The sequence below is a fragment of the Rhodopirellula baltica SH 1 genome, assembly GCF_000196115.1.
In the GTDB taxonomy this organism is placed as follows: Bacteria; Planctomycetota; Planctomycetia; order Pirellulales; family Pirellulaceae; genus Rhodopirellula; species Rhodopirellula baltica.
In genome coordinates, this window is the sequence record NC_005027.1 from 808,883 (window position 1) to 821,797 (window position 12,915).

The 12,915-nt window shown below is 56.2% G+C and carries 8 protein-coding genes; 6 read left to right on the plus strand and 2 right to left on the minus strand.

Annotated elements, in window-relative coordinates:
* Positions 1–109: 109 nt before the first annotated feature.
* Positions 110–1,834, plus strand: a complete 1,725-nt coding sequence (locus RB_RS03160; RefSeq protein ID WP_164921430.1) for a glutamine--tRNA ligase/YqeY domain fusion protein — start codon at positions 110–112, stop codon at positions 1,832–1,834.
* 171 nt (positions 1,835–2,005) lie between these two features.
* On the opposite strand, the gene RB_RS03165 is transcribed toward RB_RS03160, so the two are convergent.
* Together RB_RS03165 and RB_RS03170 are read right to left on the minus strand one after the other, a co-directional pair.
* Positions 2,006–3,610, minus strand: coding sequence for a carboxypeptidase M32 (locus tag RB_RS03165; RefSeq protein WP_011118438.1), 1,605 nt, complete (start codon positions 3,608–3,610; stop codon positions 2,006–2,008).
* A 24-nt stretch (positions 3,611–3,634) separates the two neighbouring features.
* On the minus strand, positions 3,635–5,383 hold the full coding sequence (locus RB_RS03170) for a hypothetical protein (RefSeq protein WP_011118439.1): 1,749 nt from the start codon (positions 5,381–5,383) through the stop codon (positions 3,635–3,637).
* A gap of 88 nt (positions 5,384–5,471) precedes the next feature.
* Between RB_RS03170 and hisD the strand changes: the two genes are divergently transcribed.
* The 5 genes from hisD (at position 5,472) to RB_RS03195 (ending at position 12,835) form a co-directional block, all read left to right on the plus strand.
* Positions 5,472–6,854, plus strand: coding sequence for a histidinol dehydrogenase (hisD, locus tag RB_RS03175; protein ID WP_011118440.1), 1,383 nt, complete (start codon positions 5,472–5,474; stop codon positions 6,852–6,854).
* Between the two features lie 201 nt (positions 6,855–7,055).
* Positions 7,056–8,315 carry a beta-ketoacyl-[acyl-carrier-protein] synthase family protein gene (locus RB_RS03180; protein ID WP_007325817.1) on the plus strand — a complete coding sequence of 420 codons (1,260 nt, stop codon included), beginning with the start codon at positions 7,056–7,058 and terminating at the stop codon, positions 8,313–8,315.
* Between the two features lie 368 nt (positions 8,316–8,683).
* Complete coding sequence (locus RB_RS03185; RefSeq protein ID WP_164921431.1) at positions 8,684–8,935, plus strand: acyl carrier protein; 252 nt, start codon at positions 8,684–8,686, stop codon at positions 8,933–8,935.
* A 111-nt stretch (positions 8,936–9,046) separates the two neighbouring features.
* Positions 9,047–10,441, plus strand: coding sequence for a phytoene desaturase family protein (locus RB_RS03190; protein ID WP_011118443.1), 1,395 nt, complete (start codon positions 9,047–9,049; stop codon positions 10,439–10,441).
* Between the two features lie 162 nt (positions 10,442–10,603).
* Positions 10,604–12,835, plus strand: coding sequence for an NADP-dependent isocitrate dehydrogenase (locus tag RB_RS03195; protein ID WP_011118444.1), 2,232 nt, complete (start codon positions 10,604–10,606; stop codon positions 12,833–12,835).
* The last annotated feature ends 80 nt before the right edge of the window (positions 12,836–12,915 follow it).

The window sequence follows — 12,915 nt, forward strand, 5'->3', positions numbered from 1 at the left end:
CGGGCCGGTTTCGCTTCCGACGCACCGGTTGGCGAGGGCGAATCGCGGCGAGCATTCTACCCTTTCAACGTTTTGGCAATCGCGTCACAATGCGGCATCTTTTGATCCCTTGTACCGGCGAATCGACGTGAACGCACCCGAACCATCTGACTCGGCCACACCTGAAAAAACGCCGTCCAAACACTTCATTCGCCAAGCGATTGATGCGGATCTGGCGAGTGGACGCTTTGACGGAGTTGCCACGCGATTTCCGCCGGAACCCAACGGTTATCTCCACATCGGACACGCAAAAAGCATCTGCCTGAACTTTGGTCTGGCCAAAGACATGGGCGGCACATGCAATTTGCGATTCGATGACACCAACCCAATCAAAGAAGACACCGAATACGTCGACTCGATTCAAGAAGACGTCCGTTGGTTGGGGTTTGAGTGGGACAACTTGCACTTCGCCAGCGACTACTTCGATCAGCTTTATGATTGGGCGGAGCAACTGGTCAAAGACGGCAAGGCTTACGTTTGTGACCTGACCGCTGAGGAGACTCGCGAGTATCGCGGGACGTTGACTGAACCGGGCAAGAATTCACCTCATCGCGATCGCACTCCCGAGAAAAACTTGGAATTGCTGCGGGCGATGAAGGCGGGCAAGTTCAAAGACGGTGAGAAAACGTTGCGAGCCAAGATCGACATGGCGTCGCCAAACATCAATCTTCGCGATCCGGTGATGTACCGAATCGCTCATGTGCCGCACCATCGCACTGGCGACAAATGGTGCATCTATCCCATGTATGACTGGGCCCACGGTCAGTCCGATTCGCTGGAAAAGATCACATTCTCGATTTGCACGCTCGAGTTCGAACATCATCGGCCGCTTTACAATTGGTACTGCGAGAACCTTGGTATTCATCATCCTCGCCAAATCGAGTTCGCTCGCTTGAACATGACTTTCACCGTCATGAGCAAACGAAAACTATTGCAATTGGTGAAGGAAAATCACGTCACCGGTTGGGATGATCCTCGAATGCCGACCTTGGTTGGTTTGCGTCGTCGCGGCTACACACCCGAATCGATTCGCTCGTTCTGCGCCGACATCGGCGTGGCCAAGTTCAACAGCACGATTGATGTCATTCGGTTGGAGAATTCGGTTCGCGAACACCTGAACTCGGTCGCGCCGCGGCGGATGGCGGTTTTGGATCCGATCAAACTCACCATCACGAATTGGCCCGAGGGCAAAGTCGAAATGATGAACGCGATCAACAACCCCGAAGACGAATCCGCCGGTAGTCGCGAGATTCCATTTAGCGGTGAACTGTACATCGAGACCGAAGATTTTCGCGAAGAGGCTCCTCGCAAGTTTTTCCGTTTGAAGAAGGGCGGTTCGGTTCGTTTGCGTTCGGGCTACATCGTGGACTGTCACGACGTGGTGAAGGACGCCGATGGGAACGTCACCGAAGTCCTCTGCACCTACGATCCAGAAACCAAGAGCGGTGAAGATACCTCGGGTCGCAAGGTCAAGGGCACAATTCACTGGGTCAGTCGTGAGCACGCCCAAAAGGTGACGGTCCGGAACTACGATCGGCTGTTCAAAGTCGAGAACCCAGACGCATCATCTGACACGGGATCGTTCCTGGATCACTTGAACCCAGACTCTTTGACGACGTTGACCGCTCACGTGGAACCCGCGCTGGCGGAAGCCGCCGTTGGTGATCGCGTGCAGTTCGAACGACTTGGGTACTACGTCGTCGATCCCGATTCGACTGATGGCGAGATCATCTTCAACCGCATTGTTCCGCTGCGTGATACTTGGGGAAAGATCGAAGCGAAGGGCAAGAAGTAGCTTGCCAGAAGTTCTCCGTAGCCGGATTCGCCAGAATTCGGACGTGAATTTGCTGTAGCCGGATTCGCCAGAATTCGGACCAGTTTGTTGGTGCTCAAGCACCGAGATCGCTCGGTGCTCGTTTCGCAGGCTGCTCAGTGCAAATCACAGGCTGGAAGCCGATGCCACTCTTTAGTTGAGATCGTAGACTTGGCTGTAGCGGGTTCGCAGGCTTTGGATCAGCGGTTCGGCTGAGAGTGGTTTGCCGCTGGCTTGTTCGACCAGTTCATCGGCGGTTCGTGTGCGGCCGATCTGGTGAACGTTCTCGACCAACCAGTTTCGCAGCGGTGCGAAGTTCCCTTCGCGAACCATCGAATCGATGTCGCCAAGGGAATGCTTGGCCGCATCGTACAACTGGGCCGCAGCCAAGTTGCCCAGCGTGTAAGTCGGGAAGTATCCGATCAGGCCCGCACTCCAGTGAACGTCTTGCAGCACACCATCGGCGGCCGACGGTGGGCGCACTCCGATGACTTGTTCGTAAGCATCCGCCCAGGCAACCGGCAGATCATCGGTGGAGAGCTCGCCACTGATCAGGGCTTGTTCCAATTCAAATCGCACGATGATGTGCAGGTTGTAAGTGGCTTCGTCCGCTTCGACGCGAATCAGCGATGGTGAGACGGAGTTGAAACAACGATGCAATTCCGCAGCAGTGGCTTGGCCCAATTCAGACGGGAAATGCGTTTGGATCTGCGGGGTGAAGTGTTCCCAGAACGGCAGCGTCCGACCGACGAGATTTTCCCACATTCGCGATTGCGATTCGTGGATTCCCAATGACGCATAGCTTCCCGGTGGCAACCCGAACCAGTCGTCTCGCATGCCTTGTTCGTACAATCCGTGGCCCGCCTCATGCAGCGTTCCAAAGATGCTGGTCGGAAGAAAATTGGGTTCGTAGCGAGTCAGAATTCGGCAGTCGGAGGGACCGATGGTTGTGCAAAATGGATGCGAAGTTTCATCCAACCGACCTCGGTTGAAATCAAAGCCGATCGCTTCTGCGAGCACGTGCGAGAACGCTCGCTGTGCTTCGATTGGAAATTTTTGCGTGATCAGCGACGTGTCGACTTGTCGCGGGGATTCTTTGATCTCACTGATCAAAGCCACCAGTTCGGTTCGCAAGTCAGCAAACGTTTTTGTAAGAGCGGCCGCTTTCGCGCCGGGTTCGAATTCATCCAACAAGGCTTCGTAGACCGTTTGGTCATCGGTCTTCAGAAGCTCGCCCGTTTCCCGTTTGAGGGCAAGCATCTCGTCCAGCACGGGTTGGAACATGGAATAGTCGTCCGCTTTCCGAGCGGCATCCCATTGGCCTTGACCACGAACGCAACAAGATGCGGTGCGCTGGACTAAGTCGCTGGGCAGTTTGCATTGTCGGCGGTAATCGTCAGCAAGGCACTTCAGCGTCGCTCCGATGTCGCTGTGCGGATCCGATGCGGCGTCCCAGTCCGCCAGGGATGCGAGTTGTTCTTCGATGACCGGAGCTGTTTGCAGGGTGTGCACCAACCCGCGTAGATGAGCGACCTGTTCGGCGCGGTACTCCGCTCCGCCACGTGGCATTCCGGTGCGTTCATCCCATTCGAGCAAATCGGCGGTGGTGGAAAGCTTTGCCGCATCGCGAAAGGTTTGGCAGAGGGCGTCGAAGGTGGATGCGTGGTCGCTCGTCGTCTGGTTCATCTGCGTTTGGCTCATTTGAACGGTTTCCGAAAAAATCTCCGGCACAAAGGTACGTGCCGAGGACGTTGTCATGTTCGCTGAGCTTTGGCAAGACGGTCAGTCTTCACTTGGCGATTTGGAGTTCGGTGACGATTCGAAGTGTGATGATTGGGAATACAGAAACACCTTGCCAAACTGGCCATGAAATTCGATGTCGCGTTCGTCCAGCAATCGCGGCTTTCGTTGGTTCACCGGCAACGATCGCGACAAAAACCAATGCTTCGCATTCGGTTCGTCCAAACCGGATGATTGGATTGCTTGTTGCCATCCGTCCATGGGAGCGAGAGAACCGAGGGCGTGAAGATTGGCAGGGTTGCTTGGTGAGGCATCTTTGTCTGGTGAGTAAGGGCCTCGGGCGGGCAGGGTGAGGTAAGTGGCGAGCTCCACATCGGTGACCCGTCCAGTGATAGCCGGTTGTTCAATCAAATATCCGTCGATCCAAACGTGCTGCTGAATCACGTCGGTCTGATTGGAGTCGTCTGTTTCAATCAAATCAGCAAGCCGATGGAACGCGGTCCGCCAGTCTTCACCTCGGTAAACCCAATATTTCGCGACGCTCGGATGAATCGAGTTTTGCGACCAGGCGATCGCAACAAAAGATGGAATGGCGATGAGGGGCACGAGAAGTTTGTAATGCAATCGATGGCGAAGAGTTGCAATCCAGCCGCCAAGGCTGATGCAGCCGAGCGGCAAACCCGCGATGAGGTAGCGTCGCTGCCAAATCGGAACGCCGCCGGATTCGGATAAGAAAAACGCCGAAAGGGTGGAAACCAACAGGACGGTCAGCAGAAGAATCGTGAAAGAGGTTGTCGGATCACGAACGAACGAGGTCTCGGAACAGTCTTTTTGGTGACCGTTGGGCGATTGGGAAATGTTATGGGCGGTTGAATCGGCAGTTGCGTGCGACAGTGCGAAGCAAACAACAGCGACGCTTATCGGAATGAGTGTCCAACCGAGCCAGGGCCACATTTGCCAAAACGCAAACAGCGAGCTTGGGCGACCGAATGACGACCAAGCTTCCCGGCGGTCCCAAATCTCATGTTGGTCGCTGGATAAAAACAGTCCCATCAGGACCCATGCGGCCAACCAACCGCCGTGACGCCAAAGCTTGCGTTTCGTTTGGCCCGAGTCACGTCGCGAATCGTTCAGGTCTTTCGCCGCCACCGCGACGACGAGTGGAACCAACGTGATCAAAGAGGTGATGTGCATCAGTGTCGCGAAAAGCACACTTGCGTGGAGCCCGGTCCAATCTCGATTTTGGTTGATATTGGTGGACGCCCAAATTCTCGCGGCGAATCCGACTGCAAGGGTGCTTCCGAGTATCACCTCCGCGTAGGGACGTAATTCGACGCCAAAGAACGCGGCTTGCCGATCGATCGCCATGGCGAGTCCCGCAACCAGGGCGGCAAGCAGGCTGCCGTGAAAACGCAAGGATCCCCAGACGATCAGAGCGGCGGAAAGGCTGACGCACCAAAGGCTGGTGATGCGGGGCAGGACTTCGACCGGATAGCTCGCCCAAGGTTCAGGCCAGGGAATTTGCTGCCAGACCCAAAGAGCCCAGAAGTACAGCGGTTGTTGGTTTCCCATTTTCGCCCGCGGGGCCACTTCGTCCCAGCCGTCGGCGACGCACCATGCGGCATGAAGCTCATCGATCCAAAAACTTTCAGCCAAGAATGGCCATCGAAACGCGAAGGTGAGGGCGAACACCGCGATCACGGACGCCCACTCCAGTGCGGTGGTGCGACGTTTTTCGGGAAGCGGTAGGGCTTCGGCTGTCTTCGTAGCAGGCGTGAAAAAGCGTTTCATGGGCCAAGCCTAGCCCAAGGTTGTTGGCTCGGTAAACTGACCGGCTGGCTTTCATAGCCGAGTCCAGTCTGTCGATCCCTTCCTCCTTTTGTTCCGCATCGTTGCCGTGCCTGAATTTTCCATCCAAACCGTTGACGCTCGCGATCCCTCTTCGAGCGAAGCTGCGGAAACTCTGGCGGCGTTGCGAGAAAAGTTGAGTCCTCGTGGGGACTTGGTCAGTCCGCGAGGTCGTGAGTTGACTTTGAAAGTGTTCGGCAAAGCTCTGTCGCCGATCGAAGTCGTGGAAACTATTTGCAAGGATGTTCAATCGCAGGGCACCGAGGCACTGCTGCGGTACACCAAGTCGCTCGACGGGGCGGAGTTAACGGCCGACACGTTGCGAGTTCCGGAAGAAGATTTGAAGGCCGCCCACGCCGTGGCGGACCCGAAGCTGATCGAAACGATCGGCCGAATTCGCGACAACATCGCCACGTTCCAGTCCGCGATTTTGCACCGCGATGTCACGATCACGCCGCGGCCAGGAGTCTCACTGACGCAGCGATATGTGCCGATTCCTCGCGTGGGAATCTGCGTTCCCGGTGGTGCGGCGGCTTATCCGTCAACGGTGATGATGACGGCGATTCCGGCTCAGGTTGCTGGTGTCGATGAGATCGCGGTGGTCGCTCCTCCGACCCCATTTGGTGCTTACAACACGGATATGCTGGCGACTTGTCATGAACTGGGGATCAAGGAAGTCTATCGGTGCGGAGGAGCCCAGGCAGTCGCTGCGATGGCGTACGGATGCGACGCCTTGCCGGCTGTCGACAAAATCGTCGGCCCCGGAAACTTGTTTGTCGCACTGGCGAAGAAGCATGTGTTTGGCACCGTTGACATCGATTCGTTTGCAGGCCCCAGCGAAGTGATCGTGATTGCGGATGAGTCCGCCAACGCAGCATTTGTTGCGTCGGATTTGTTGGCCCAAGCCGAACACTCTCCCGGCTCAGCGATTTTGATCACTTGGGATGAGTCATTGCTGACGAGCGTTCAGGCAGAATTGTCGCGGCAGCTCGGCGAACTGGAGCGTGGCGATTTGGCTCGCGATGCGTTGTCAGATTTCGGAGCCTTGGTGTTGGCTCGTGATGCCGATCACGCTTGCGAATTGACCGACTCGTTTGCACCGGAACACTTGCAAATCGAAACTCGCGAGCCGGAATCGTTGATCGCGAAGATTCGGCACAGCGGAGCTGCGTTTTTGGGGCACCATACTCCGGTCGCGTTGGGGGACTACGCCGCCGGGCCCAGTCACGTTTTGCCGACGGGGGGCACGTGCCGATGGGCCGCAGGGTTGTCAGCGAACAGCTTTCTGCGGTCTGGCAGTGTGACTCAGTTCGATCAATCGGCTTTGTCGGCAATCGCTCAGGATGTGATCACGGTGGCGGAGAAAGAGGGCCTGACCGCCCACGCCCGCAGCATCTCGATCCGAACGGAATGATTGGTCGAATCGGAAAAAATTTCCCGCTTCGAGTGGTTGAAGTGATCGTCCGGTTGGACAATCGGTCGCGTCAATTTGGCTGGGCTTTTCCCCGCAATTCCGGGGTCGCTTCCAGCATTGCCCGTTGAGGAAACCTGGCCCGATTGCTACGTTTTTGGGTCGCTATCCACGCATCAATCGCCCATTTCGGCCGCAATATCAGTGATCGCCCCCAACCTCGCATCGAAGCTTCCCGACGACCAACGCATCGTCATCACCGGCGTCGGTTTGACGTCGCCCAACGGCAACGACTGGGCCACTTTCCGCCAAGCGTTGCTGGAAAAACGCAGCGGTGTGCAGCCGTACGAGATCCGCTACTTCGGTGAGACATTGGCGGGCGTTTGTGATTTCGACGCGAAGAAGTATCAATCCAAAAAAGATATTCGCCGGGGAACACGCGCGGGCAGTGTCGGCGTTTACACGGCTCAAGAAGCGGTCGCTCACTCCGGATTGGATTGGGAAAATGTCGACAAGGATCGAGTTGGTATCTACGTCGGGGTGACCGAGCACGGTAACGTCGAGACTGAAAACGAAATTCACGTGATCAAAGGGTTCGACTACGACACGAGTTGCTGGTCGCATCACCACAACCCGCGTACTGTCGCGAACAATCCGGCCGGTGAAATTGCGTTGAATATGCAGATCACTGGGCCGCACTACACAATCGGTGCCGCTTGTGCCGCTGGAAACGCCGGCATCATCCAGGGTGCTCAGATGCTGCGGTTGAACGAGTGCGATGTGGCGATCGCGGGTGGAACCAGTGAAAGCATTCATACGTTTGGGATTTTTGCCAGCTTCAACAGCCAAAACGCGTTGGCGACCCACGCCGATCCGACTCTCGCGTCTCGGCCGTTTGATCAAAAGCGGAACGGAATCGTTGTCGCCGAAGGCGGGTGCTTGTACACGTTGGAACGACTCAGCGATGCGAAGGCACGCGGAGCCGAGATTCACGGCGAATTGGTCGGTTACGCCATGAACACCGACGCGACTGACTTTGTGTTGCCCAATCCGGAACGTCAGGCCCAGTGCGTTCAGAAGGCTCTCAAGCGGGCTGGTTTGGAAGCGGACCAGATTGACATTGTCAGCACGCACGCAACGGGAACCAACAGCGGCGACATCCAAGAATGTGCCGCGTTGCGAAGCGTGTTTGGCAAATGCGAAAACGTTCGCATCAACAACACAAAGAGCTACATCGGTCACGCGATGGGAGCAGCCGGATCGCTGGAATTGGCTGGCAATTTGATGGCGTTCCGCGACCAAGTGGTTCACCCAACGATCAACGTTGATGAGCTGGACCCCGAGTGCGATTTGCCAGGTTTGGTTCTGAACGAACCGCAAGAAAAGCCTCGCGTCGATTACATCCTGAACAACTCGTTTGGGATGCTCGGAATCAACTCCGTCGTGATCGTCGGCCGAGTTTGATCGCGGAGTCAGTCGTCAACATCCCCGTTTCAAATTTGCATTTTGCAATTGTCAATTTGCAATTTCAGTGCTCGGCCCTCCCCTCGCTTCGCTCGACCCTCCCAGAGGGAGGGTGAATTGAAATGAGGAGTGTCCTCCCCTGATCCCTGTGGTCCTGTGGCCCTGTGGCCCTGTGGCCCTGTGGCTCTGAGCCACTTTCCACCTCTCTGCGTCGATCTGTCCCGATTCAATTGGCATGGGTGCCGCGTGGTGCCCCTTGTGTCGAATCCCAATGCCGTCGAAACTACTCCATCCCGCGGTGGCGGTTGCTCCACGGCGGGACACGGACGTTCCTTCATCCCGTTTCTCTCGCATCCCTGCTTCCTTTCATGACTCCTGCCGAAATTCGCCAAGAAATCATCGATATCCTCGACGACATTTCTCCTGATGAGGACCTCGACAACCTGGACGATCAGAAGGCGTTTCGCGAGCAATTGGAACTGGATTCGATGGACTTTTTGGACATCGTGATGGAACTCCGCAAGCGTCACCGCGTGCAAATTCCAGAGGAAGATTACGGCCACCTGGCCAGCATGCACACAACGGTCACGTACCTGGAACCGAAGATGAAGGATCTTTAGGACAAGCGGAAAGAATCACAGGGGCACAGAACCACAGGGTGTGCCTTCGGGAACCTGCTCTCGGTTGAGCCTGTGGTCCTGTGACACTGAGCCCCTTTCCACTTTCGCTGTATGTACGACACCATCATCATCGGCGCGGGGATGAGCGGGCTGGCAGCCGGCATTCGACTGGCCCACTTTGACCAACGCGTTTGCATCCTCGAGAAGCATTACACGATCGGTGGGCTCAATTCGTTCTATCGAATGGGTGGCCGCGACTATGACGTCGGTCTGCACGCGATGACCAACTTCGCTCGCAAGGGCGATAAAAAAGGGCCGCTCGCGAAGCTGATTCGCCAACTGCGATTTGGATGGGAAGATTTCAAGCTCGCCGAGCAAAACGGGTCATCGATTCGTTTCCCGGGTGTTGAGTTGGACTTCAACAACGACATCGGGATGCTGGAAAGCGAGATCAAGTCACGCTTTCCCGATCAGATCGATGGGTTCCGCAGTCTGTGTGGATCGCTGTTGGATTACAGCGACATGGACGGCGACGCGCCCGATTTCATGCGATCCGCTCGCGAAGTCATGGCGGAGCATCTGTCGGATCCATTGTTGATCGAAATGTTGTTGTGCCCGTTGATGTGGTATGGCAATGCCCGTGAAAACGACATGGACTTTGGCCAGTTCTGCATCATGTTTCGCGCTTGTTACTTGGAAGGTTTCGGACGACCTTACAAAGGTGTGCGAGTCATCCTGAAGAACCTGGTTCGCAAGTTCCGTGGACTGGGCGGCGAGCTGAAGTTGCGGAGCGGCGTTGCCAACATTCATGTCGAAGACGGTCAAGCGGTCGGCGTTGTGCTGGACGACGGGACGGAGTTGCAAGCCAAACGGATTCTTTCGTCCGCGGGGACGGTCGAGACCATGCGGATGTGCGACGACATCACCGAACCGGACGTCGCGAAAGCTGGCAAACTATCGTTCATCGAGTCGATCAGCGTGCTGGATTGCAAGCCAAAGGAGTTGGGCTTTGACCGCACAATCGTGTTCTACAACGATTCGCCCCATTTTCATTGGGAGCGACCGGATGACTCGTTGTGTGATGCACGAACGGGAGTCATCTGCAGCCCGAACAACTACATCTACGACGCAGAAGAAGGTGAGTTGCCCGACGGCGTGGTTCGCATCACGACACTCGCCAATCACGATTTGTGGTCCGAGTTGCCGGAAGAGAAATACCGGGCGGAGAAGGTGACCCAGTACGATGAGGCGGTTGCGTCAGCGGTACGGTTCATGCCCGATTTTCGAGCGCGAGTCATCGACACGGACGTCTTCACTCCCAAAACCATCCGCCGCTTCACCTGGCACGACAACGGTGCCGTCTACGGTGCCCCTGACAAGCAGTTGGATGGGACCACTCATTTGCCCAATGTTTTCCTATGCGGAACCGACCAAGGTTTCGTTGGGATCGTGGGTGCGATCGTCAGCGGCATCAGCATGGCAAACCGTCACTGCCTTCAAGTTTGACCGTTTCGGGCGATCATACGCCCGCGGATGCGGTTTTTGGATGCAGGCCTGCCATTGAGGTCGCGCCGGCATTGACAATTGAGCGGTCGGGCAGCAGGCTTTCCAGTCGGAAATTCTTCATGATTCCCGTGATTTGGGGGTCTTTGCCCAGACGAGGTTCGAATGCCCAGCGAAACTGCCGCGATTGTTTACACGCACACCGATGAAGCTCCCGCACTGGCGACTCGTTCGTTGCTGCCGATCCTGCAAGCGTTCACCAGCGGCAGCGGTTTGTCGTTCGAGACCAAGGACATTTCCTTGGCCGGTCGGATTTTGGCTGGTTTTGCAGATCGCTTGCCGGCGGACAAGCAGGTCCCCGACGCGTTGGCAGAACTTGGCGAGTTGGTCACCAAGCCAGAAGCCAATGTGATCAAGTTGCCCAATATCAGCGCCTCGATTCCACAATTGGTCGAAGCGATCACGGAACTGCAGGCTCAAGGGTATGACATCCCTGACTTCCCGCAGGATCCCAAAACCGATGAAGAAAAATCGGTTCGAGCGACCTACGCCAAGGTGCTGGGAAGCGCCGTCAATCCGGTGCTTCGCGAAGGCAACTCGGATCGCCGCGTCGCCGCTCCGGTCAAAGCGTACGCACAAAAGAATCCACACTCGATGGGGGATTGGACGGCCGACTCGAAGTCACACGTCGCTCACATGAGCGAAGGTGATTTCTACGGCAGTGAAAAGTCGGTGATCCTTGATTCCGATGACTCTCTGCGGATCGAACATGTTGATCAGGACGGAAACGTCACGGTTCTTCGCGACGGTCTGACGGTCATCGCGGGCGAGATTGTCGACTCGGCTCGCTTGAGCGTTCGGCAATTGCGAGCGTTCTATGCGGAGCAAATTGCGGATGCCAAGTCCACTGGCGTGTTGTTCTCGTTGCACTTGAAAGCAACGATGATGAAAGTCAGCGATCCGATTTTGTTCGGACACTGTGTCGCGGTGATGTACGATCGTTTGTTCCAAGAACACGGCGATGTGTTGACCGCCGCGGGTGTTGATCCTGATCAAGGTCTCGCGTCGGTGTTTGCCAAGGTCCAAGACTTGCCTTCCGATCAGAGAGCGTTGGTCGAAGGAACACTGGTTGAAATTCAGTCAAATTTGCCCGAAATCGCGATGGTCGATTCGGACAAAGGCATCACAAACTTGCACGTGCCCAGCGACGTGATCATCGACGCTTCGATGCCCGCCGCGATTCGCGCTGGTGGCAAGATGTGGGGAGCCGACGGCAAGTTGCACGACATGAAAGCGGTCATTCCCGATCGTTGCTATGCCGGCGTCTATCAAGCCACCATTGATGACTGTATCGCCAATGGCAAATTTGATGTCACCCAAATGGGCAGCGTCGCGAACGTCGGATTGATGGCGAAGAAGGCCGAAGAATACGGGTCGCATGACAAAACATTCCGCGTGCCTGCGGACGGCAAGGTTCGAGTGGTCAACTCGGCCGGCACGGAGCTGATGAGCCATGACGTTGAAAAAGGTGACATCTGGCGTGCTTGCCAAACCAAAGATGTTGCGGTGAAGGATTGGGTGCGATTGGCCGTTGTCCGTTCGCGTGCCACCGGTTCCCCTGCGATTTTCTGGCTGGATGAAAATCGGGCTCATGACCAAAACTTGATTGGCAAGGTCAACGAATATCTGAAAGATCACGACGCGGCTGGTTTGGACATTCAGATCTTGGCCCCCGCCGATGCAACCCGGCACGCGTGCGGTCGAGCTCGCGAAGGCAAGGACACCATCAGCGTCACCGGCAACGTGTTGCGAGATTACCTGACCGACTTGTTCCCCATTTTGGAACTCGGCACCAGCGCCAAAATGCTTTCGATCGTTCCGTTGCTGGAAGGCGGGGGCTTGTTCGAAACCGGGGCTGGCGGATCGGCACCGAAGCACGTCGAACAAATCATGAGCGAGAATCACCTGCGTTGGGACTCGCTCGGTGAATTCCTCGCGTTGGCTGTTTCGTTGGAAGACCTAGCGGAAAAGACCGGCAACGAAGAATTCGCGGTCTTGGCAAAGACATTGGATGACGCGACCGGGCGGTTCCTCGACAATGACAAGTCGCCTTCGCGGAAAGTCGGCGAGTTGGACAATCGCGGCAGTCACTTTTATCTGGCGTTGTACTGGGCGGAAGCGTTGGCGGGCTGTGCGCACGAAGGTTTGAAAGCACGGTTTGCACCGGTGGCAAAAGCCTTGTCAGAGAACGAGTCAACGATTGTTGGCGAGTTGAACGATGCTCAAGGAGTGGCGGTTGATTTGGGTGGTTATTACCATCCCGATGAAACAAAGGCCAATGCCGCGATGCGTCCCAGCCCAACCCTCAACGCAATCATCGACGGCCTGGCTGGCTAAACGCTGACTTTGTCCGGTCAGCACTTCCAAAAGTACGACGGTCTTCCAAGACCGTCCCCTGACCACACCCGCCCGTACGA

What these genes read in the sequence shown, in the direction of transcription:
- RB_RS03190 (WP_011118443.1), top strand. Translation starts at nt 9,047, where the DNA reads ATGTACGACACCATCATCATCGGCGCGGGGATGAGCGGGCTGGCAGCC.
- RB_RS03195 (WP_011118444.1), top strand. Translation starts at nt 10,604, where the DNA reads ATGCCCAGCGAAACTGCCGCGATTGTTTACACGCACACCGATGAAGCT.
- RB_RS03185 (WP_164921431.1), top strand. Translation starts at nt 8,684, where the DNA reads ATGACTCCTGCCGAAATTCGCCAAGAAATCATCGATATCCTCGACGAC.
- RB_RS03170 (WP_011118439.1), bottom strand. Translation starts at nt 5,383, where the DNA reads ATGAAACGCTTTTTCACGCCTGCTACGAAGACAGCCGAAGCCCTACCG.
- RB_RS03165 (WP_011118438.1), bottom strand. Translation starts at nt 3,610, where the DNA reads ATGACAACGTCCTCGGCACGTACCTTTGTGCCGGAGATTTTTTCGGAA.